Origin of the sequence: Streptomyces sp. NPDC006393 (assembly GCF_040628575.1) — a bacterium.
Lineage (GTDB): Bacteria > Actinomycetota > Actinomycetes > Streptomycetales > Streptomycetaceae > Streptomyces.
In genome coordinates this window covers 1-19,664 of the sequence record NZ_JBEXZD010000035.1, presented here as the reverse complement: position 1 = coordinate 19,664, position 19,664 = coordinate 1, and the positions used below count along the sequence as shown (strand labels likewise).

21 protein-coding genes and 3 pseudogenes are annotated in these 19,664 nt (G+C 68.9%); 15 read left to right on the top strand and 9 right to left on the bottom strand.

Features of this window, described 5'->3' with window-relative positions:
* The first annotated feature begins 47 nt into the window (after positions 1-47).
* The 9 genes from ABZ484_RS16920 (at position 48) to ABZ484_RS16880 (ending at position 4,812) form a co-directional block, all read left to right on the top strand.
* Positions 48-533, top strand: a complete 486-nt coding sequence (locus tag ABZ484_RS16920) for an Asp23/Gls24 family envelope stress response protein (RefSeq protein WP_358866705.1) — start codon at positions 48-50, stop codon at positions 531-533.
* Between the two features lie 41 nt (positions 534-574).
* On the top strand, positions 575-775 hold the full coding sequence (locus ABZ484_RS16915) for a hypothetical protein (protein ID WP_358866651.1): 201 nt from the start codon (positions 575-577) through the stop codon (positions 773-775).
* Positions 772-1,179 carry an Asp23/Gls24 family envelope stress response protein gene (locus tag ABZ484_RS16910; RefSeq protein ID WP_358866650.1) on the top strand — a complete coding sequence of 136 codons (408 nt, stop codon included), beginning with the start codon at positions 772-774 and terminating at the stop codon, positions 1,177-1,179. The genes ABZ484_RS16915 and ABZ484_RS16910 overlap by 4 nt, the downstream gene beginning before the upstream one ends.
* A gap of 152 nt (positions 1,180-1,331) precedes the next feature.
* Positions 1,332-1,916, top strand: coding sequence for a DUF6286 domain-containing protein (locus tag ABZ484_RS16905; protein WP_358866649.1), 585 nt, complete (start codon positions 1,332-1,334; stop codon positions 1,914-1,916).
* Positions 1,917-1,946: 30 nt separating this feature from the next.
* A complete protein-coding gene (locus ABZ484_RS16900; RefSeq protein ID WP_358866648.1) occupies positions 1,947-2,555 on the top strand; it encodes an alkaline shock response membrane anchor protein AmaP in 609 nt (202 codons plus the stop codon).
* An 88-nt stretch (positions 2,556-2,643) separates the two neighbouring features.
* On the top strand, positions 2,644-2,799 hold the full coding sequence (locus ABZ484_RS16895; RefSeq protein ID WP_165951485.1) for a DUF6131 family protein: 156 nt from the start codon (positions 2,644-2,646) through the stop codon (positions 2,797-2,799).
* 51 nt (positions 2,800-2,850) lie between these two features.
* Positions 2,851-3,165, top strand: coding sequence for an SPFH domain-containing protein (locus tag ABZ484_RS16890; RefSeq protein WP_358866647.1), 315 nt, complete (start codon positions 2,851-2,853; stop codon positions 3,163-3,165).
* Positions 3,166-3,231: 66 nt separating this feature from the next.
* Positions 3,232-3,438 (top strand): hypothetical protein, encoded by a 207-nt coding sequence (locus ABZ484_RS16885; RefSeq protein ID WP_358866646.1) that lies wholly within the window; start codon positions 3,232-3,234, stop codon positions 3,436-3,438.
* 105 nt (positions 3,439-3,543) lie between these two features.
* Positions 3,544-4,812: a bifunctional GNAT family N-acetyltransferase/ATP-binding protein gene (locus ABZ484_RS16880; protein WP_358866645.1), complete on the top strand. Its 1,269-nt coding sequence runs from the start codon at positions 3,544-3,546 to the stop codon at positions 4,810-4,812.
* A 38-nt stretch (positions 4,813-4,850) separates the two neighbouring features.
* Here the strand turns inward: ABZ484_RS16880 and ABZ484_RS16875 are convergent, their stop codons facing one another.
* The 4 genes from ABZ484_RS16875 to ABZ484_RS16860 form a co-directional block, all read right to left on the bottom strand.
* Entirely contained in the window at positions 4,851-5,336 is a 486-nt protein-coding gene (locus tag ABZ484_RS16875; protein ID WP_358866644.1) for a DUF5994 family protein, read from the bottom strand.
* Positions 5,337-5,585: 249 nt separating this feature from the next.
* Positions 5,586-5,888 carry a hypothetical protein gene (locus ABZ484_RS16870; RefSeq protein WP_358866704.1) on the bottom strand — a complete coding sequence of 101 codons (303 nt, stop codon included), beginning with the start codon at positions 5,886-5,888 and terminating at the stop codon, positions 5,586-5,588.
* Between the two features lie 359 nt (positions 5,889-6,247).
* Positions 6,248-6,682: a DUF5994 family protein gene (locus ABZ484_RS16865; protein ID WP_358866643.1), complete on the bottom strand. Its 435-nt coding sequence runs from the start codon at positions 6,680-6,682 to the stop codon at positions 6,248-6,250.
* 195 nt (positions 6,683-6,877) lie between these two features.
* Positions 6,878-7,855 (bottom strand): magnesium transporter CorA family protein, encoded by a 978-nt coding sequence (locus ABZ484_RS16860; protein ID WP_358866642.1) that lies wholly within the window; start codon positions 7,853-7,855, stop codon positions 6,878-6,880.
* 702 nt (positions 7,856-8,557) lie between these two features.
* On the opposite strand from ABZ484_RS16860, the gene ABZ484_RS16855 reads away from it, so the two are divergent.
* Positions 8,558-8,683, top strand: a complete 126-nt coding sequence (locus ABZ484_RS16855) for a hypothetical protein (RefSeq protein WP_358866641.1) — start codon at positions 8,558-8,560, stop codon at positions 8,681-8,683.
* A gap of 62 nt (positions 8,684-8,745) precedes the next feature.
* On the opposite strand, the pseudogene ABZ484_RS16850 reads toward ABZ484_RS16855, so the two are convergent.
* A pseudogene (locus ABZ484_RS16850) lies at positions 8,746-8,997 on the bottom strand (hypothetical protein); the annotation flags it as partial.
* A gap of 411 nt (positions 8,998-9,408) precedes the next feature.
* Between ABZ484_RS16850 and ABZ484_RS16845 the strand changes: the two are divergent.
* Positions 9,409-9,552 (top strand): hypothetical protein, encoded by a 144-nt coding sequence (locus ABZ484_RS16845; protein ID WP_358866640.1) that lies wholly within the window; start codon positions 9,409-9,411, stop codon positions 9,550-9,552.
* Between the two features lie 120 nt (positions 9,553-9,672).
* Here the strand turns inward: ABZ484_RS16845 and ABZ484_RS16840 are convergent, their stop codons facing one another.
* Together ABZ484_RS16840 and ABZ484_RS16835 are read right to left on the bottom strand one after the other, a co-directional pair.
* Entirely contained in the window at positions 9,673-11,805 is a 2,133-nt protein-coding gene (locus tag ABZ484_RS16840; RefSeq protein ID WP_358866639.1) for a GAF domain-containing SpoIIE family protein phosphatase, read from the bottom strand.
* A 1,173-nt stretch (positions 11,806-12,978) separates the two neighbouring features.
* Positions 12,979-14,043 (bottom strand): hypothetical protein, encoded by a 1,065-nt coding sequence (locus ABZ484_RS16835; RefSeq protein WP_358866638.1) that lies wholly within the window; start codon positions 14,041-14,043, stop codon positions 12,979-12,981.
* An 832-nt stretch (positions 14,044-14,875) separates the two neighbouring features.
* On the opposite strand from ABZ484_RS16835, the gene ABZ484_RS16830 reads away from it, so the two are divergent.
* From ABZ484_RS16830 to ABZ484_RS16820, 3 genes and pseudogenes are all read left to right on the top strand, one after another.
* On the top strand, positions 14,876-16,054 hold the full coding sequence (locus ABZ484_RS16830; RefSeq protein ID WP_358866637.1) for a Cmx/CmrA family chloramphenicol efflux MFS transporter: 1,179 nt from the start codon (positions 14,876-14,878) through the stop codon (positions 16,052-16,054).
* Positions 16,051-16,865 (top strand): annotated as a pseudogene (locus ABZ484_RS16825) (integrase core domain-containing protein). The gene ABZ484_RS16830 and the pseudogene ABZ484_RS16825 overlap by 4 nt, the downstream one beginning before the upstream one ends.
* A 37-nt stretch (positions 16,866-16,902) precedes the next feature.
* Positions 16,903-17,828, top strand: a protein-coding gene (locus ABZ484_RS16820) for an IS5 family transposase (protein ID WP_358866636.1) whose coding sequence is annotated in 2 segments (ribosomal slippage) — positions 16,903-17,257 and positions 17,257-17,828 — 927 coding nt in all. Because the reading frame shifts where the segments join, the coding sequence is not laid out codon by codon here.
* Here the strand turns inward: ABZ484_RS16820 and ABZ484_RS16815 are convergent.
* Entirely contained in the window at positions 17,771-18,010 is a 240-nt protein-coding gene (locus ABZ484_RS16815; RefSeq protein WP_358866635.1) for a hypothetical protein, read from the bottom strand. The two genes, ABZ484_RS16820 and ABZ484_RS16815, sit on opposite strands and share 58 nt — an antisense overlap.
* Before the next feature lie 63 nt (positions 18,011-18,073).
* Positions 18,074-18,600: pseudogene (locus tag ABZ484_RS16810) on the bottom strand (helix-turn-helix domain-containing protein); the annotation flags it as partial.
* A 94-nt stretch (positions 18,601-18,694) separates the two neighbouring features.
* On the opposite strand from ABZ484_RS16810, the gene ABZ484_RS16805 reads away from it, so the two are divergent.
* Complete coding sequence (locus tag ABZ484_RS16805; protein ID WP_358866634.1) at positions 18,695-19,552, top strand: oxidoreductase; 858 nt, start codon at positions 18,695-18,697, stop codon at positions 19,550-19,552.
* The last annotated feature ends 112 nt before the right edge of the window (positions 19,553-19,664 follow it).

The following is a 19,664-nucleotide window of genomic DNA, read 5'->3' as shown; positions in this document are numbered from 1 at the left end:
CGACGGGCGCCACACCGGTGTCCGACCGACCGATCGAGGCGACCGCCATGACGGAGAACATCACCAGCGTCGGCGGGGGCGGCAGGCCCGATGCGGGCGTGAGCGCACTGAAGGGCCGTACCGGAGCCGGAGCTCCGGCCGAGACACGGGGCAAGACCACCATCGCCGACGGCGTCGTAGCCAAGATCGCGGGCATGGCCGCCCGCGAGGTACCGGGCATCTACAGCCTGGGCGGGGGGATGGCCCGAGCCTTCGGTGCCATGCGGGAACGCGTTCCCGGTGGAGGGGGCGGAGGCGTCACGCGAGGAGTGAAGGTCGAGGTCGGCGAGCGCCAGGCCGCTGTCGACCTGGACGTCGTCGTCGAGTACGGCGTCCCCATCGTCGACGTCGCCGGCGCTGTGCGCACCAATGTCATCAGTGCCGTGGAGCGGATGACGGGCCTGGAGGTCGTCGAGGTGAACATCGCCGTCGACGACGTCCACCTGCCCGACGAGGAGGAAGAGGCCGCGCCGGACGAAGGCCGCGTGAGGTGATCCACCGCCGGGCCCCCAGGGCTCGGTGGATCGCGCGCACGATGACGTACGTGCGCGAGACGGGTGAGTGCATGATGAACGCAGCAACGACGGGCATCGCGGCGGGCATGGCCCTGGGCTTCGCCGGTTATTTCGGCGGCTTCTGGGCCTTTCTGCTGGTGCTGGTCCTGGGTACGGCGGGGCTGATCGTCGGCCTCGTCGTGCAGGGCGACCTCGACGTCCGGGCGCGGAGGCGGCGGTGAAGACCCGGCCCGGTTCCCCCGGTGAGGCGTCGGGCCCACCGGCGCCGGCCGCCGGGCTGCCGCCCCCGGCCGAGCGGGGTGCCACCATCATCCCGGACAGGGTGGTCGCCCGTATCGCCACGCAGGCGGCCCGCGCGGCCCAGTCACGGCGCGCCGCCGTACCGCCGGACCGGGGCGGGCCGGCGGCGCCGAGCGCGTCCGCCGCCGTCCGTATCGGATCGGTGCGCCTGCATCTGGCCATGGATCTGCCCTATCCCACCGACATTCCCCGGGTCTGTGAGCGGATCCAGCGGGATGTCGCCGAACGGGTGGCCCAGCTGACCGGCTTGCGGGTGGGGGAGGTCACCCTCACCGTCCGGCGGCTGGTGACCGCCGCCGAAGCGAGCCGGGGGCGGGTCCGGTGAGGGGGCCACGCGGCACGGGGCGCCGGGTGCGCCGCGCGGGAAGGGGGATCGCCATGACACCCGATCCCGGTCCTCCCGGGCGCGGCTCCGCGCCGTCCGCGCACCGTGCCGCGGTGCCGCTGACGAAGGAGCCCGATCCACCCGGTCGCGACGTGTCAGGACGTGACCTCGCGGCCGGTGAGCGCGACGGGCACCGGACCCACCGGCCGTGGTCCGCGCGCCGCATCCCGGCCGCGCTGGTCGCCTCGGTGATCCTCGTAGCGGCGGTCGCGGCACTGGCCGACGTGATCGCCGTACGAGCGGGACGTCCGGCGGCGGCCTGGCGACGGCATCTGGCCGGCGAACTGGCCACCCGCCCCGTGGACGACGTGTGGATGCTCACGGGAGCCGCCGTGGCCGCCGCCGTCGGCGTCTGGCTGATCGTCCTGGCCCTCACCCCCGGTCAGCGCCGCTGGCTGCCCCTGCGCTCCCCCGCCGACTGCCCCAGAGTGCGGGCCTCCCTGGACCGCGACGGCGCCGCCGACCTGCTGCGTGACGCCGCCATGCGAGTCCCCGGAGTCGGCTCGGCGCACATCCGGGTGCGCCGCCACCGCATCAAGGCGCGCGCGCACGTCCGCTTCCGTGACCCCCGACAGGTGAAGGACGACCTCACCGCCGTCCTCGACGAGGAACGCGACCGGCTGGCCCTCGCCCGTCCTCCCCGCATCGTCGTACGCGTGCGGCGACGCACCGGCTGACCGAAAACCCGCAGCACCGGAGCCCGCACCATGACACCGCGATCCGCACTCAACCGCAGTCTGCTGGCCCTCGCCGGACTGGTTCTGCTCGGCGGCGGGCTGCTGATCCTCTTCGCCGGGCTCGACCTCTACCGGCGACACGATCTGGTCCCGCCCGCGGGCTGGCCCCTGATCACCCCGGCCGACGTCCTGCTCGGTTCCGCCGACCGGGCCCGCTGGAGCAGTCAGGGCTGGTGGTGGTGGCCCGCGGTCATCGCCGCCCTCGTCCTCGCCGCCCTGCTCGCCCTGTGGTGGCTGCTCGTCCAGCTGAGCCGACGCCGCCCCGGCTCACTGCCCGTTGGCGGCACATCCCCGCAGGGGGGCGTCGAACTTCGCGACCGCGCTCTCGCCGACGCGATCGCGACCGAAGCCGGTGCCCTGCCGGGGGTCGACGACGCCACCGTACGCATCACCGGCCGACCTGCCCACCACCACACCCGCGTCGGACTCACCCTCACCCCCGAGGGCGCGCCCGGCGCCACTCTCGGTGCCCTCTGCGAAGGTCCGCTCCGCACCGCACGCCGGTCCACCGGCCTGCCTGACATGCCCACCGAGGTCCGCCTGCACGTCGCCCGCCACAAGCCCCACCGTGCGGAGTAAAGGAAGAGACCGACCGTTCCCATGCTCAACGCCCCTGCGGTCTTTCGCAGTCCGCAGGTGACCGGCCCTACTCCCCAAGGGAGATACCATGATCGTCTTGGGCATCATCCTGCTCGTCATCGGCTTCCTCACCGGGATATCCATCCTGTGGACCATCGGAATCATCCTGGCGGTCGTCGGAGCCATCCTGTGGATCCTCGGCGCGATGGGACATGCCGTCGCGGGTCGACGCCATTACTGGTGACCGGGGTCAGTCTGACAGGCGACGGGTCAGGCCGCAGGCGGCACCCCTCGAGTGCCGGAAGCTTCGCCTTCAGGTCCGGGAGCCGGGCCACCAGGCATCGGCGATCAGAGCCGGAGCGGTGTCGGCGGGTGCCGACACGAGTCACAGATCGCCCAGACCACCCTGCGGAAGGTCGTCGGCCGACACACGCTCGACGAGACGCTGTCGGAGACGGACCGTATCAACCTGGACATCCGCCAGATCCTCGACGTCACCACCGTCGAGTGGGGTGTGCAGGTCACGCTGGTCGAGCTCAAGGACATCCAGCTGCCCGACACCATGAAGCGCGCCATGGCCCGCCAGGCCGAGGCCGAGCGGGAGAAGTGAGCGAAGATCGTCAACGCGGAGGGCGAATCGCCGGCCGCAGCCGCGCTCGGCGACGCCTCGGACACGATGACGGCCCACCCGCTGGCCCTTCAACTGCGCAATCTGCAGAGCCTGGTGGAGATCGGTGTCGACCAGAACACCACCGTCGTCTTCCCCGCCCCCCTCATGAGCACCATCGGCGAGCTCGGCTCCTTCCTCGCCCGGGAAGCTGCGGCCGCTGCACCCGCCGCGGCAGCGCCACCGGCCGGCAACGCGCCCGGCACCACGGCGTGACCGACAACGGCCCGCACCAGGGCGGACTCATGGACGACGCCTGTCGTGCGCGTCCTGCGTGCAACGGCTCATGATGGGAGTACGGCCGAGCACGCGGAGCTGATCATGACGGGTTGGCGTGTCAGGGACTACACCCCGGACGATCTCGAAGCGGTGATCCGCGTCGACGCGGAGAGCGGCACGACCGAGGAGCCGCCGCTCTTCCCGCTCTCGGACGCCGTGACGGCCCTGCAGGCCCGCCACCCGGCCGTGGTGGTCACGGCCGACGACATATTGATCGGCGCCGCGGTGAGCAGGGTGGAGGGTGACCGGGCATGGATTCTGCGCATCTGCATGGCGTCCGGCTGGCGGCAGCGAGGGCTGGGCAGTGCCCTGATCACCGCCCTTGAGCAACGGCTCTTCGCCGACGGCGTCCGGGCGGTGCACGCGGTACTGCCCGAGGGCGAGACCGGTGCCACCGCTCTGCGCAACTGCGACTTCGGCGCCCGCTCCGGACTGGTGTTCTTCGAGAAACGGGGGCCGGTGACCCCGCAGTCCGTCGGCATGCTGTCCTCGCTCGGGGCCGAGCTGCCACCCAGGGGCTTGTGGCAGAAGGTCGCCGGCATGCAGAACGAGAAGCGGCTCATCGAGCGGCGCCTGGTCCTGCCGCTGGCCCATCCCGAACTGGCCGCCCAGCACGGAGTGGAACTGCCACGGGCGGTGATGCTGTTCGGCCCGCCCGGGACCGGCAAGAGCACGTTCGCGCACGCGGTCGCCAGCCGCCTCGGATGGCCCTTCCTCGAACTGTTCCCCGCCCGTCTGGCCGCCGAGTACGGCCTGGCGACCGGGCTGAACCGGCGCTTCGACGAGATCGCCCGGCTCGACCACGTCCTCGTCTTCATCGACGAGGTCGAGGAGGTCGCCGGCGAACGTGGCGGCGCGGACGCGACCGCGGTCGGCGTCGTCAACGAGCTGCTCAAGGCGATCGTCCGGTTCCGTAGGCAGGACGGGCGGGTCCTCGTCTGTGCCACGAACAACGTGACCACGCTCGACTCCGCGTTCCTGCGGCACGGCCGCTTCGACTACGTGCTGCCGATCGGCCCTCCAGACCACACCGCCAGGACCGCGCTGTGGGAGAGCTACCTGGCCCGAGCGGGCGCGCGGGCGGACAGCGCGGTACTCGCGTCCGCCAGCGAGGGCTTCACCCCCGCCGACATCGCCCATGCGGCGCGCACCGTCTCCCAGGCCCAGTTCGAGCGCACCGTCGACACCGGAACCCGGACCGCCCCCACCACTGACGACTACCTGGACACGATCCGCAACACCAGGCCCACGGTCAGCGCCGCCATGGCCCAGGAATTCGCCCAGCATACGCAGAAGTTCGCCCGGATCTAGCGTTCTGGCCGACGGGGAGCCGATCTGCGACGGAGGTGTCAGGACGGCGTAGGTGGCGTGTCGCTGCCCGTATCGATGAGGATTTGATGGGCCTCGGTGACGTTGTCGGCCCGCACGGCCCTGGCCATCGCGGCGCGTGCCGCGTCGGGCGACGTGTCCGGAGGGACCAGCAACAGGGAGAAATGGTCCCGGTCGCCTCGGGTGATGAGGACGGTGTCGTCACCGACCGGGAAGGAGTCGATGTGCACGACTCGGCCGTCGACCATCACCCGGGTCGGCAGTTCGTCCCAGGCGCTGCTGTCCAGACCGACTCGGGTGACCGGCCCGAGATACTCGGTCAACGCGATGATCAGCGAAGGGAGCTCGGCACCGATGTCCCGGGTCCGCGGCCACCATGCGCCGTCCAGGATTCCCTCGCGGGCATGTGTCGTCTCCAGCCTCAGCAGGGCCGTCCCCGGTTTCACCGACCGGTGGACGGCGTCCGGCAGGAGCCTGGGGAGGTCGGGGGTGCTGGAGTCGGTCATGGTGTCCGCCCCTCCGTAGAGAGCAGTGCGACCACAGCGCGTGCGTCCGCGATAAGGCCCTGCTACATCACGCTACTCCGCCACGACGTTCGCGCGAGCGCGTCGCCGGACGGTTGCGGAAACAGGCAACGGCTCCGGCGTAGACCCGCCGGAGCCGCCCTTCCGGGTCATTGCACGTGAGCGTGCGCCGACCCGTCTCCCAGACTACGCGAAAGGGGTCACCCCAACATAAGCAATCATTGCGAAGGTTCACTTCGCCGAGAAGCCGACGTCGGCGGCTCCGCCGCGCCCTTCCTCATCTGCCTCCATCCGCCGAATCCCCTGGTGCGTCAGCGTGACCATCGCGGGCGTGTTGCCCCTCGCCCAGTCCACGACGACCCAGCCTTCGCCCGCCAGATACATACAGGCAGCGGCCATGTCCTGCTCAGGGATACCGAGGTCGTTGCAGAGCTTCGCCCCCTCGACGCCCAGGAGGCGATTGCCTTCGGCGGCCTGGTACAGCGCCCGCATGATCCTCTCGCGGTACGTCTTCCGGTCGAGCAGTATCGCCATGACGCGCCTTCCCCTACCGCCCACGGGCGGGCCGAAGTCGATGTCATCCGCGGCCGCTGTCGTGGTGGAGCCCGTCGGAACGGTCGCGTGCACCGCCGGCCGACGGTGCCTACGGGTCCGACGACCGATCCCCGGCAGAACGTCGCTGTAGTGGAAGGCAGCGATCCGTTCGTCGTGCTGATCGTTGAGCCGGTGTATCAGAACGACTCCGACGGCGATCAGAAGGAGCAGCACGGCCACGGCAATGACAGTCATGGTCCTCTCACCTCCGTCGACCGGCGGGCGAAGACCCAGTCGAGCCGATGGGCCGGGGCAGGCGCGACGGCTGGCCTGCTCCGCCGTCGGTCTCCCACGCTTCTTCACTGCTCCGGGCATCGATCCCTTCTGCTGCTTCCTCCCGGGCCGGGGGCATCGATGCCGTCGCCGGCCATCAGTTGTGCGGCGGCATCCGCACCGGTTTCCGGCGGAATCACCAGCACGTCCCAACGACCATCGGCGGAGAAGGGGGTGAGTCTGTGCGGATCCTGCTCCTCGGTGGACCAGCCCACCTGCCCGGTGCGCCCGGCGTCGGATACCCAATGCGGGAGGACGGGCCAGTAGGCCGGGTTCACGGTGACACCCGTGATACGACCGCAGAGACCGCCCAATGCGGCCGTCAAGGACGGCAGCTCACGGGTGAGGGCACGGGAGCGAGGCCACCACATGCCGTCCAGCCCGCCAGGCGCGGGCGTCAGGGACAGCCGGGCCGGCGGCGACGGCGCGCGCCTGCTCGATGTCGTACGGTCGATGGTCACGGGCCTGGCGCGGACCTGTCCCCGGGCTCGTGGGTGCGGCCCGGCGCTGCCGATCACCGGAAACGACACCCGCGGCGGAGCAGGTGCGCGAAGAACTCCCGGTGTCTTCACGCTACTCCGCTCACCGGCCCGAAAGTCGGGGATGACCAGGTATTTTCCTACCTTCGAGACCTGGTCGCCGGTGCCCGATGCCGGTCAGAGCCAGTCCTTGCGCTTGAACGTCAGATACAGCACGGCGGACAGGACCACGATGACGGCGGAGGAGGTGATGAATCCAGACTGGCGGCCGAACCCGGGGTAGGGGAGGTTCTGGCCGTAGTAGCCGGTGATCGCGGTGGGAACGGCGATGATCGCGGCCCAGCTCGTCACCTTCTTCATGATCAGATTCATGCGATTGGCCTGGACCGAGAGGTTCGTCTCCATGACCGAGGCCACCAGGTCCCGCAGTGATTCCGTCCATTCGGTGGCACGCAGCACGTGGTCGTAGACGTCCTGGTAGTACGGGACGAGAGGGTCGGTGATCAGGTGCAGGCCGGGGCGCATGAGCCCGTTGACCACCTCACGCATCGGGAGCACGACGCGGCGCAACTGGACGAGCGATTTACGCAGTGCGAAAACCCGGCGCTGCACGGCTTCGATCTCACGGCGCCCAGCCGCGAAGAGCAGACCCTCCAGTTCCTCGATGCTGTCGTCCAGTTGCTGGACCGCGGCGAAGTGCCCGTCCACGAGATGGTCGAGCAGACCGTGCAGCAGGAATCCGACGCCGTGGCCGGCCAGGTCCGGGCTCTCGTCCCAGCGGGCGACGACGCCCTCGATGTCGAAACCGTCGTCCTTGCGCACGGTGATCATGGCCTGGCCGGTGAGCAATACGGCGATCTCGCTGTATGTCAGTTCCGCACCGTCCGGGCTGACGGTCACGGCATAGGCGCTGAGGAACTCGTGGGTGCGATAGCGGTCGAGTTTCGGCCGCTGCCCGCGCTGCGCGGCATCCTCCAGAGCCAGTTCATGGATACCAAAGTCTTCGCCCAGCATGGTGAATTCGACGGCTCCGGGCCGGTACAGGTCCAGCCACACCACCGACGCCGGATCGGCGAGATGCCCAGAGACGTCACTGACGGAAAAGTCCTCCAGGACCAGAGTGCCGTCGTGATACAGCCGGGTACGCGTCACCATGGCCCGAGGCTAGTGTCTTACACCCCTGTCATGCCGCTTCGCGCCGATTGCCAGCGTGGCAGGTTCATCGACAGCGGCCACCCTCCGGGGAGGACCTCACGACGTCAAAGCCCGACGGCATGCGCAGGCTCCGACCGACGAGCACCGGGGTGCTGGTCCGAAGGCAGGGATGTGGGTACCCGGCTGCCGCATCGCATCCGGCGTACACCGCCCGACCGGATGCGGCCTGTCAGCCGGGAAGGACACGCCGACAGATGATCTCGCCGCCCTGTCTGAATCAGGAGGCAATCCCGTCGAACCGCTTGCATGAGTCGGCAGCTGTGACGCATCCAGATGTCCTTGCCGTACTCCAGCGTCTTGTCCCGGTGGCCCGGCTGCAGTGATCCGGTGAAACTCAACTGCTGGAACAGCCCCGTCGGCTTCCCGCCGGGGCTGCGTGCCCTCACGGGCTGCGTGCCCTCACGCGCAGCCGATCTCATGACGAAGCCGCACCGGAGCCCTCTGGTGCGGCTTCGTCGTCTCGCGACTCCCCGCACAGGCCCCACCAGGATGGTCCTCGGCGGGGCCTCGCCGTATCACCCGCCTATCACACAGCCATCACCAACTAGGCGGACCCTCCTGGACCAGAAGGCCCTGACCTGCGACTTCATGCCCGGGCTGGACTGGCGTAGACGCCCCCGGACGGTCTCTACAACCTGTGCCATGTGGTCCCTCCTGCTGAACCCCGAACTCATCGCTCTGATCGTCATCACCGGCGTCCAGTACACACGGCTGCAGATCAACCTCCTCCACCTGCGGACGTACGCGGGCCTGCGCCGACGACGCTGAACGAGTCCCTGGAACGGGCGCAGCCCCGCTGCGCCGATATGCCGAGCAGGACAAGGCCCCCGTCATTCAGGCGCCGGGGCCGCCGAGCTCGCCATCGAGGCGCCGGCCTCCTGGGCCTCCCAGCAACAGCGCCAGCTGTCCAGCGGGAGGCGGCACCGGGGAGGTGATGCCGCGGTTCTAGACGCGGTGGCCGGAGCATTCTGCTCCAGGCGGGCGCCCAGGGTGACGGCGAAATCCTCGGCACGGGCCAGTTGGACGCGCAGCTTCTCCACCTGCTCGACAGCTGCCTTCAGGTAGGTCCGCACGCGTTCCATTCGACGACTCCGTCCTCCCCGTCGGAGCCGCCCTGCTGGCCGCCCTGGCTCAGGCCCGCCTCGACCGCACGGCCTGAACGCCACCAGGTGGGCGTCCCAGCGGGCCACGGCCTGCGCAGCGAGCGGCCGGCCCCGGACGCGAACGGCCTGCCCGCCCACTGCGCCCAGGACCTGCACCGCCAGGCCCTGCAGCACCCCATCTCTGCCACCGACCCCATTCCCCTTCGCAGATTTCATGCTCAATCTCGTTGCCGTGCTGGAAGACAGCGCACGCGCCGTGCCGGACCGCACCACCGTCATCCTTGGCAACCAGCAGGTGACCTACGCGGACCTGGATGCGGCCGCCTGCCAAGTGGCCAACCTGCCGCGCAGGCGCGGTTCCTTCCGGCAGGCGGAGCAGGGCGCGTCCAGATGCGGCGGACCACCTACTGGGCGCTCGGCCGGGACCGGCCGGCGGGCCTCGCAGCCGAGGCCGGGCTTGTCGACGCCCGGTGGCGGATGCCGCAGGAGACGGGCGTCTTCCAGCCGCTGCTCGTGGCCCGCGCCGCTGAGTAGGTGGCTCCATCCCTCGGCGTGGGAGGGGCAGGTGTCAACCAGCCTTGGCGGGTTTCTCAGCGCGTGCTCGGGTGGGGGGTGGGGAGGGTGTGACGGACGTTGTGCCCGCGGTGATGCCAGTCAGGCGTTGTGGGGGTTCGGGCGGATGAGCAGGAGGGCGATGTCGTCGTGGCGGGGGGCGCCTTGTGTGGCGTGGTGGATGAGGGTGTCGGCGAGGTGGTCGAGGTCCTGGGTGCGGGTTTGGGCGAGGTACTGAGCAAGGTCGTGGGTGGTGTCGTCGATGTCGGTGCCGGGGGTTTCCACGAGTCCGTCGGTGTACAGGGCGAGGACGGTGCCCGGTGGGAGGGGGATCTCGGTGGTGGTGTAGTCGGCGTCGGGGTCGATGCCGAGCAGCAGCCCGGGTGGCAGGCGGAGGACTTCGGCGTGGCCGTCGGGATGGGCGAGCAGGGGTGGGGGGTGTCCGGCGTTGGCCAGTCGGGCGCGGTGGTGGGCCACATCGAGGTGGGCGATGAGGCAGCTGGTGAACAGCCCTGGGTCGAGGTCGGTGAGGAGGCGGTTGGTGCGGGCGAGGACGTCGCCGGGGGATGTCCCGGTGGTGGCGTGGGCGTGGACGGCGGTGCGTACCTGCCCCATGAGGGCGGCGGCGGTGGGGTCGTGGCCCTGGACATCGCCGATCGCCGCGGCGGCGCTGGTGGCGTCGCAGCGGATGAGGTCGTAGAAGTCGCCGCCGATGTCCATGCCGCGGCCGGCGGGGAGATAGCGGGCGGCGACGTCCAGTCCATGGATGCGGGGCAGGGTGTGCGGCAGAAGGCCGGTCTGCAAGGTGTGGGCGAGGGCGTGTTTGGCGTCGTAGAGGCGGGCGCGGTCCAAGGCCTGCGCGATCAGCCCGGCCAGGGAGGTGAGGATGGCGCGTTCTGCCGGGGAGAAGGGGCGGGGCTGGTCGTAGGAGAGGACGAGGGAGCCGATGGGGCGGCCGGAGACGGTCAGGGGCAGGAAGGCCCAGGCGTTCCTCTCCTCGTAGCGGGGTGCGGCGGGGTAGGCGCGCTGGAAGTCGGCGAACGTGGGGAAGAAGACAGGGGTGCTGGTGGACAGGGCGTGAGCGGTGGGGGTGGTGGAGGTCAGGGGGGTGCCGTCGAAGCGGTGGACGAAGTCGGTGCTGTAGCCGCGGTGGCCGATGATGTGCAGTCGGCCTTCCTCAGTGGTCATCAGGACCAGGCCCTGCGGGCCGAAGGCTGGCACGATCTGGTCGGCGACCCGTTCGGCCACGTCGCGGACGCCCGCGGCTTGTGTGAGAGCGGCCGCCAGGTGTGTCAGGAGGTACAGGCCCGTCGCGCTCACCGGTTCGTCCGGAGAGCGCAACTGCTGTCCCGGGCCGGTGGCGGCCGGCTGCGCGGCGGGGGTGATGAGGATGCTGATGCCGCTGCCGTCGGGGTAGAGCTGGAAGAGCAGCGGCGTGTCCGGGGGGCGCACGGCGGTGAAGGACGTGGGCTGGCGGGAGATCACCGCTGCCCGGTAGCCCTCCTCGAAGACCGGGTGGTGCAGCCACAGCAGGACCTCCCACGGGCGTTTGCCCACCAGGCAGGCGGCGCCGGCATCCAGCAGGTTGGCCGCGGCGGCGTTGATGAAGGTGAGCCGGCCCTCGAGGTCGAGGGCGCAGCAGCCCACGGGAAGGCGCTCGGTGAAGCGGAGCGCGGACCTGGCCTCGGCGGGGTCGGCCTCCGCAAGCTGCGGGGCAAGGACCCGAGGCTCCTCGGGAGCTCTCAGCGGACGGCCGCGCTGCGCGGCCAGCTCGCAGAGGTCCGCCGCGCGTCGGCAGCAAGTGGTGACCGCCTGGCGTTCGTGTTCGCTCAGCTGCGGCGGGTGCCAGATGGGCCACAGCAGCACGATGCCGCCCCACACCATGGCGCCGCTGGTGAGAGGGGCTGCGGCGAGCATGAAGTCGTACGGCAGCACGATCCCGAGCCGGGGGTAGCGGCGCGCCAGCTCCTCCTGGCTGCCCAGCCACACCAGGCGCCGCTGCCTCATCGCATCCAGGACGGGGACCGGGGCGTCCACGGGGATACGGGCCCACGGGGCGGTGATCTGCCGGGAGACGCCGGACAGCAGCGCCAGCCGCAGTACCCGCTCTCCGGGCTGCAGCAGAAACAGCTGGGCAACCGACGCACCGGTCTCCCGCACCACGTCCGCCACGACGGAGTCCAGGCGCTCCGCAGCGACACCGGGTTCGAGACCAGGGCCGGCAGACTGCCGCATGGCGTTCACCCGGTCCTGGCGGCCGGCGCAGTCCCACGGGTGCGCCCGAAGCGACCGCGGGCCGCCTCGGCGCTGATGCCCAGACCGGCACCGATCTGCGCCCAGCTGGCCCCCGCCTGCCGGTCCGCGCGCACCGCCGCCCTGACCAACTGCCCGGCCAGGTCCGGCACGCGCGCCACAGCCGCGCTGTGCCACTGCGGGCACGGCCCCGGTGACGGCAGCTCATGAACCCTCTGGGCGAGAGCCTGCACCTGACAGATCAGGTCCTCACCGGCCGCGGCCATCCCTTCCCGGGCCGCGGCCGCCCGACTCCAGCGGCGGCGGGCACGCCAGGCCGCCTGCCGGTGCGCCGGCCGGCAGTACCGGCGCCCACCCACCGCCGACCCCTGGACCCGGGCCCCGCACCAGCCACACCACACGTCACCCATATACGGACAATACGCCCGTTCCGCCGAGACGACCTCCCCCAACATGACTGACGGGCCACCGCCCAGCAGCCGGTCAGCCCTCCGCCCCATCGTCGTCCAGTGATGACGATCTACCGCGGAACCTCTGCGCGACATTCGCAGCGCCTGGGTGCTCGCCGGAGACGACAGGGTCGTCGCAGCAGGGACACTGGTGGCCATGGCCACGCCTGGCCCCCGCACCTGCGCCGCGGCACCGATTGGCCCGGCCGGAGAGTGCTGCGGAGGCCCGGTGGTTCATTCGGAGAACCGCCGGGCCAGTGGAGCTTCAGTATCGGTGCAGAACCCGTCATACAGCGGCGCGAACCACCGCACCGTGACAGTGAGCGGGGCACGGCGGCCCGGAGCCGGGTGGGCGGTCAACGCGGCAGGGCCCGAGCGTCAGCGGTGCATCCTGGCACAGGGTTCCTTGTCGACGACAGTGAAGGCCGACCGTCCGTTCCGGCGGGACGGGGTCGCTTCCCGGCCCCACAGACGGCGATCGTGGGGGGACACGTTCAAGGTGCGTGCACCCCATACAGCTCTGCGGTGTAGCGACGAGGACGGATACCCGCTCGGACAGCGAGCGTCCCTTACGGCAGGCGGCGAGACGGCGAGGCGGCAACGGGCCCGGCCGCCGACAGAACCGAGAGGAGTCCGCTCCCCGCGTCCTGGGTTAGAGCGGCCGTCGACCCCGACCGGCACCATCCATGCCTCAACGGTCACAGGATCAGAAAACGTTGCTATCACACTTCTTGGAAAGGGCCCAGACGTAGTGCCACTTGTTCTCCCGCAGTGGCCGGGTGTTGTTTTCTGCCCTGGCTTGAAGTATTCCCCATAGTCCCGGAGTTGCACCACCGGCTACCCCGACTATCCATTGGAGCGCCGGACCATATACCGCCACAAGCGTTGCTGACACGCCTGCGACAACAGCCCCACTGGCGGCAACAGCCCTCCGCCCCTTGACAATTCTCATTTCGGACCGAACAGATCGCAGTTGGTCCTTTATCTCCAGGCCAAGCTTTGTCAGTTCGCGGTCCGATTGAGTATCGTTCAGAGCATCGTCAATATTCAAGAAACTGAGGCGCAGAAAGTCACGAAATGCCGAATAAGAATTAAATTCCTCGATGGTTATCCGACTGAAATCTGCGAGGTCAACTCCATCAATGAATGGCAAGTCCATTTGACAGATCGGCCGCACTATCTGGCTCTTTATCGGCTCGCCTCCGGAAGCCTCTATCGCCCTTCCGTCACGGATCAGGTAATCGATCACCCCAACTGGCCGGGGCGGCCCGGGTTCGTCTCGCACAATGGTCGAGTAGCTTGGCAGGTACCAGGCAAGACCCGCTTTGAGGAGTGGCTCGGCATCCAGTATCCATCGACCCAGCGCATGGAGGCTAGGGCAACGCATTCCGTAACGTAACGTGAATGGATCGGTCACGGTGGAGGAGAAGGCGTCAGTCAGGTCTCCGACAACGGGGGTGGAAGCATAGCTGCCCAGTACATGAAACGTCGAGTTTCGGTCATGCGACAGAAGTAACGTGTCGGAAATGAGCGCAGCACGTTTCGTGAATTCCGCTAATCCCGCGTTTTCGATGGACAGCCCGACATAGAATCGGGACCGAGAGAGCTTCTTTTCATCGACAAGAGTGTGCGTCCCCGAATCCCACAGGTGCCGCCCGTACTCTGCCGCGACCACGCTCGGAGCGTCGAGATCAGGTTCCAGCTGCTGAAAGAAGCGGCGCATACGCCGCGCGACAACCTTGTTCTGCGTCACCTGCGAGCGGAAGAGCATGAGGCATTTTTACAGCCGGAACGGCTGCGGCGCGACCCTGTCACACTATGGATCGGCGTGCGCGAGGATGAGCCGGCGCCTTGCCACTGAACTTGATCGAGTGATGTCGGGAGGGTTCTCCTGACAGCGGCTGCTGGCGCCGGTACGTCCTGGGGAGTGAGAGATGCGCAGGGTGCTGGGCTGACCTGACCGACACCGCGAGGGCCGCGCGGGAGCGGATCCGGTTGCGAGCTGTCGTCCGCTTCGAAGCCGGGGAAAAGGCGCCTCGCCCGCTGGTGGTCCGGGTGGTCCCGCCAGGCCATCATGGACGCCTCGTCCGCGTAGAAGACGAGGGTCAGGTCGCGGCCGTCGTGGGTCCGGGCCGATTCCCGACCGAGGTAGCCGGGCTGCCGCTTCGGTAAGTTCGGGCATGCATCTTTCTGTCTCGGCGTAGCCTTCCGGATCCTCACCCGACACGCGCGCGGCGAGAACCGCCATGCAGTACGGAGGCTCCGGCCACACGATGGCGGATCGGGAAGGCAACTCCAAGGCGGCATTGCTGTCGGGCTCGTCGGCCTACCCGCTACGTGTTGCAGGACATGACGTTGGTGACGCAGGCCAATGCCAGTGAAACCAAGATGCTTCGACGGGCAACGGTCGGGTAGCGTGCGGGCCATGTCGAGTCCTGAGTCAGACAAGGTGGGGGCTTTCGGTCACGCCGTCAGCCCCCTGAACCACTGAGCTCGTAGCCCTGTCGTCGCGCCGGTTTCTGCGGTGGGACGAGTGGGCGCTTGGGGCTGGCCGCGGTGACGAGATGACCTTCTCGTACCTCTCCTCACCTCGGAGCCACTCGATGCCTCTCCCGCTGTACCTGCTTGCCGTGGCGGTCTTCGCCATGGGCACCTCAGAGTTCATGCTTGCCGGCCTCTTGCCGGACATCGCCTCAGATCTTGACGTCACAGTCGGGACAGCAGGCGTCCTCACCTCGGCCTTCGCGATCGGCATGATGGTCGGTGCCCCCCTTGTGGCAGCGCTTGCCCGTAACTGGCCCAGGCGCTCCAGCCTTCTCGGGTTCATCCTCGCTTTCGCGGCAGCTCACGCCGTGGGCGCCATCACCACGAGCTTCCCCGTCCTGTTCGCTACCCGAGTTGTCGCCGCGCTCGCGAACGCAGGGTTCCTTGCCATTGCTCTGACGGCTGCCGCCACGCTGGTCTCGCCCGACAGGAAGGGACGCGCGCTGGCCGTGCTGCTGTCAGGCACGACGGTGGCCACGATCGCCGGTGTCCCTGGTGGGTCGGTGCTCGGCACGGTGCTCGGCTGGCGGGCCACATTCTGGGCTGTCGCCGCTCTATGCCTGCCAGCAGCTCTCGGCATCCTGAAGGGAATCCCCGCAGGACGTGATGAGGATGAGGCGACGGGCAGGCCAGCGTTGCGAGCGGAGCTCGCTCAGCTCACACGGCCGCGGTTGATCCTGGTGATGCTGCTCGGCGCGCTGGTGAACGCGGCAACCTTCGGAAGCCTCACCTTCCTCGCCCCCGTGGTAATCGACAGCGCCGGGTTGGGCGAGTTGTGGATCTCTGTCGCTCTGGTGCTCTTCGGTGCCGGTTCCTTCGTGGGCGTCACCGTCGCCGGCCAACTGTCCGACCGGCGTCCCGGTCCGGTCATCGCAGTCGGCGGTCCGTTGCTGCTCATCGGCTGGCCGGCCCTGGCGATGCTGGCCAACGAGCCGGTCGCCCTGTTCATCCTCGTGTTCGTGCAGGGCGCATTGTCGTTCGCGCTGGGCAGCACGCTGATCACGCGGGTCCTCTACGAGGCCGCGGAAGCCCCCACCATGGCCGGCTCGTATGCGACCGCGGCGCTCAACGTGGGCGCCGCCGTTGGCCCCGTCATCGCTGCGGCCACCCTCAGCACCGAAGCCGGAGACCTCGGGCCGCTCTGGGCAAGCGGACTCCTCGTCGCGGTAGCGCTGCTCATCGCGTTCCCCCTCCTTACCGCCATCACGGCCGGCCGGAGCCCCGAGGTGCTCCGGTGACACGTGCGAACGCCCCCTTGAGCGTCGAGGGACGCCGAAGACTCGTGGAGCGCTGCCGCACCCGTCCGATCGCGCACGTCGCCACCGAGGCCGGTGTCTCCCGCGCCTGCCTGTCCAAGTAGAAGAACGGGTACGACACGCACGGCGAATTCGAACTGCAGGACCGCCCAAACGTCCCGCGATCCTCACCGATCCAGACCCCGCCCGATGTCGTCGAACGGATCGAGCGGTTGCGGCGGGACAACAAGTGGTCCGCCCGCCGGATCACCCTCGAACTCGTAGGCCTGGGAGTGCGGATCAGCGAGCGCACCGTAAGCCGGTGGCTGGCGCGCGTGGGCATCAACCACCGCCGGTTCCTCGACCCCGACGGCTCGGCCAACAGGCGCCCGTCGAAACGGATCGTGGCCCGCTACTCGGGCCACATGGTCCACCTGGACGTCAAGAAGGTCGGACGGATCCCCGACGGCGGCGGGTGGCGGGTCCACGGACGCGGCTCCGAGCAGGCCAGGGCCGCACAGCGCGCGAAGAACCGCGGCGCCAAGGGTGGGTGCGTCTACCTGCACTGGGCCTCCCGCCACCAGCGGATCAAGCCCTACACGCCCCGGCACAACGGCAAGGTCGAGCGCTACCAGCGCATCCTCGCCGAAGAACTTCTCTACGCCAGGCCGTGGACCTCGGAAGCAGAACGAGCTCGGGCGATCGCGGTCTGGAACGTCCGCTACAACCACCGGCCTCACACCGCCGCCGTGACCGTCCTCGAGCCTCACGCCTCCACGCGAGCGTCACCAACGTCATGGCCAGCAACAACTAGAGCGTGTCTCCTTGGTGGTTTGGTCAGTTGATCGGATGTGTGTGTCCGGTTAGTGATCACTGATGCGATGTGGGACCGGATCGAGCCGCTGATGCCGGCTGATCCGGTCCGCGGGAGGCGGTGGGCCGGCCACCGCCGTACTCTCGAGGCCATCGCATGGAAGTACCGCACTTGTTCGCCGTGGCGGGACCCTCCCGCGGAACTCGGCTCGTTCACGACCTCTCACAAACGGCTGATCAGGTGGGCCGTGGACGGCACCTGGGAACGGATTCTCGCCGCAGTCCTGGCAGCGGCTGATGCCGGTGACGACATCGGCTGGACCGTATCGGTGGACTCCACCGTCTGCCGGGCCCACCAGCATGCCACTGGGGCCAGTAAAAGGGGGCGCCTGGCAGGTCCGAACCAGGTGACCACGCGCTTGGACGATCCCGCGGTGGCCTGAGTACGAAGGTCCATCTCGTCAGCGACAGCCATGCGCGGCCCTTGGCCCTCTACGTCACAACTGGCCAGGCCGGTGACGCACCGGCCTTCGAAGCGGTCATGGCAAGGATCCGGGTCCCGCAAGGCGGACTCGGAAGACCAAGAACTCGACCTGAGGCCGTCCTGGCGGATCGCGCGTATTCCTCCCGCGCGATCCGTGGGCATCTACGCCGGCGCGGCATTCGGGCTGTCATTCCAGAGCCCGCCGACCAAGCTGGGCACCGCTTGCGGGGAGGCCGCGCCGGCGGTCGGCCGCCCGCTTTCAATGCCGAGGCATACAAGCAGCGCAACTCGGTCGAACGATGCATCAGCCGGCTCAAGCAGTGGCGCGGTCTTGCCATGCGAACGGACAAGCTCGCCCTCGCATACCAGGCAGCACTCCAACTCGCCGCGATCCTCATCTGGGCTCGGCGATACCCCCCTGGTCAGCGGTCGGACACCCAGCGGGCGTCTGCGGGCCAGGATCCCTCGCTGACGATGTGATCCACGATCCTGAACGCTTCACCGATCGCCACGGCGTCCTCGTTCGGGTACTCGTCATACTGCCCGTTGGCCAGAATGAAGCCCTCACTCGATCCGTGGGCTCCTGGGTCCACAGCCGCGTGCTCCCCGGGATCGCCCTCCCCATCGAGAAGCAGCACCATTGCGCGCTCGGCGTTCGTCACGATGCCCAGAGTGGATCTAAGAGACACCCCCTAGCCCAGATACGGCGCCTCCGCCCTTCCCCACTAGGCCAATTCCTCACAGAGCTCTTCCGGACCGCGGAAGTGGGTGCGATAGATATTGGGCGAGATGCCCAAAGCTGTGTGTATACGCAGACGAAGATTGCCTGGTGTCCCAAGGCCCGTCTGCGCCGCGACCTGATCGATGGGCAGGTCCGTCTCCTCCAAAAGCTGCCTGGCGCGCTCCAGACGCTCTCCAGACGCTGCTGAACCAGCCAGTCGAACGGAGTCATACCGACCTCGTCGCGGAAACGTCGCTGGAAGTTCCTGACGCTCATCCCTTCCTGGGCTGCCAGCTGCTCCCGGGAGATGGGTTCGTTCAAGTGGCGCAGCGCCCATTCCCTCGCGGCCGAGGAGGCGGCCACCGACTCTTCCGGCGTGGGGCGGCGGATGTATTGGGCCTGGCCACCCTCGCGATGCGGAGACACGACAGAGCGGCGGGCAACGTCATTGGCAACGGTCATTCCATGGTCGCGCCGGATCATGTGCAGGCACAGGTCGATTGCGTAGGCGCAGCCTTCCGAGGTCAGAACCTCCCTGAGATGGCGAGAGCTTGAGCGGGCACAGGCCGATCGTCCGGGCGAAACCCACAGGCCGTCCGGGGTCCGGTGATCTAGGTTGGTGACCATGAACTCCAGACGATGGGCATTGGGCGGGGACCTGGGGGTCGCCAGAGTCGGCTACGGCGCGATGAAACTGACGGGATGGCCTCGAGGTGAGCGGCCCGACCGGGACGCGGCAGTTGCCATCTTGCGGCGGGCAGTAGAGCTGGGTGTCAATCACATCGACACTTCGAACTACTACGCGCGCGACGGCGTGTCCGCCAACGAACTGATCCGGACCGCGCTGCACCCCTACCCGGACGATCTGGTGATCGTGACCAAGGTCGGGGCGCTGGTCGAAGGGCCAGACCTCGCGCTACCAGCGACCGAGCAACGTGGTCTCACACCTGATGGCCTGCGACGCGGAGTCGAGGCGAACCTGAAGTCGCTCGGCCTGGACCAGCTCGACGTGGTGAATCTGCGCATGGGCGACCGCGGCCATGCAGACGCCCCGCTCGAGCCCCCCTTGAAGACTCTGCTGACGATGCGCGAAGAGGGCCTGATCCGCCACATCGGCATCTCCAACGTCACGTTCGAGCAGTTCACCCAGGCTCGCACCCTCGCCCCGATTTCCTGCGTTCAGAACGCCTACAACATCGCGCGACGCGACGACGACGCCCTCGTCGATGCCTGCGCCGCAGCGGACATCGCCTACGTCCCCTTCTTCCCCGTGGGCGGTTTCCAGCCCCTGACCGCCAGCCGACTCGAAGTCGTCGCAGCCCGCCATGGCGTCACCGTCCCTCAAGTGGCGCTCGCCTGGCTGCTGGCCCGTTCAGCCAACATTCTCCTCATCCCCGGCACCGGTTCACTGACCCACCTCGAAGAGAACATCGCAGCCGGCGGCCTGCAGTTGAACACCGAGGACCTGGCGGCCCTCGGCTGACGACAGGCGGCACGCGGCGCGTCATCGACGTGGCCTCGGGTGATCTGGGCTCCTCGGCCGCGCGCAAGTTCGACTGCGAGGCGTGGATCCCCACCCAGGGCAAGTACCGCGA

What these genes read in the sequence shown, in the direction of transcription:
- ABZ484_RS16920 (WP_358866705.1), top strand. Translation starts at nt 48, where the DNA reads ATGACGGAGAACATCACCAGCGTCGGCGGGGGCGGCAGGCCCGATGCG.
- ABZ484_RS16915 (WP_358866651.1), top strand. Translation starts at nt 575, where the DNA reads ATGACGTACGTGCGCGAGACGGGTGAGTGCATGATGAACGCAGCAACG.
- ABZ484_RS16900 (WP_358866648.1), top strand. Translation starts at nt 1,947, where the DNA reads ATGACACCGCGATCCGCACTCAACCGCAGTCTGCTGGCCCTCGCCGGA.
- ABZ484_RS16895 (WP_165951485.1), top strand. Translation starts at nt 2,644, where the DNA reads ATGATCGTCTTGGGCATCATCCTGCTCGTCATCGGCTTCCTCACCGGG.
- ABZ484_RS16885 (WP_358866646.1), top strand. Translation starts at nt 3,232, where the DNA reads ATGACGGCCCACCCGCTGGCCCTTCAACTGCGCAATCTGCAGAGCCTG.
- ABZ484_RS16880 (WP_358866645.1), top strand. Translation starts at nt 3,544, where the DNA reads ATGACGGGTTGGCGTGTCAGGGACTACACCCCGGACGATCTCGAAGCG.
- ABZ484_RS16875 (WP_358866644.1), bottom strand. Translation starts at nt 5,336, where the DNA reads ATGACCGACTCCAGCACCCCCGACCTCCCCAGGCTCCTGCCGGACGCC.
- ABZ484_RS16870 (WP_358866704.1), bottom strand. Translation starts at nt 5,888, where the DNA reads ATGGCGATACTGCTCGACCGGAAGACGTACCGCGAGAGGATCATGCGG.
- ABZ484_RS16860 (WP_358866642.1), bottom strand. Translation starts at nt 7,855, where the DNA reads ATGGTGACGCGTACCCGGCTGTATCACGACGGCACTCTGGTCCTGGAG.
- ABZ484_RS16855 (WP_358866641.1), top strand. Translation starts at nt 8,558, where the DNA reads ATGTGGTCCCTCCTGCTGAACCCCGAACTCATCGCTCTGATCGTCATC.
- ABZ484_RS16845 (WP_358866640.1), top strand. Translation starts at nt 9,409, where the DNA reads ATGCGGCGGACCACCTACTGGGCGCTCGGCCGGGACCGGCCGGCGGGC.
- ABZ484_RS16840 (WP_358866639.1), bottom strand. Translation starts at nt 11,805, where the DNA reads ATGCGGCAGTCTGCCGGCCCTGGTCTCGAACCCGGTGTCGCTGCGGAG.
- ABZ484_RS16835 (WP_358866638.1), bottom strand. Translation starts at nt 14,043, where the DNA reads ATGCTCTTCCGCTCGCAGGTGACGCAGAACAAGGTTGTCGCGCGGCGT.
- ABZ484_RS16830 (WP_358866637.1), top strand. Translation starts at nt 14,876, where the DNA reads ATGCCTCTCCCGCTGTACCTGCTTGCCGTGGCGGTCTTCGCCATGGGC.
- ABZ484_RS16805 (WP_358866634.1), top strand. Translation starts at nt 18,695, where the DNA reads ATGAACTCCAGACGATGGGCATTGGGCGGGGACCTGGGGGTCGCCAGA.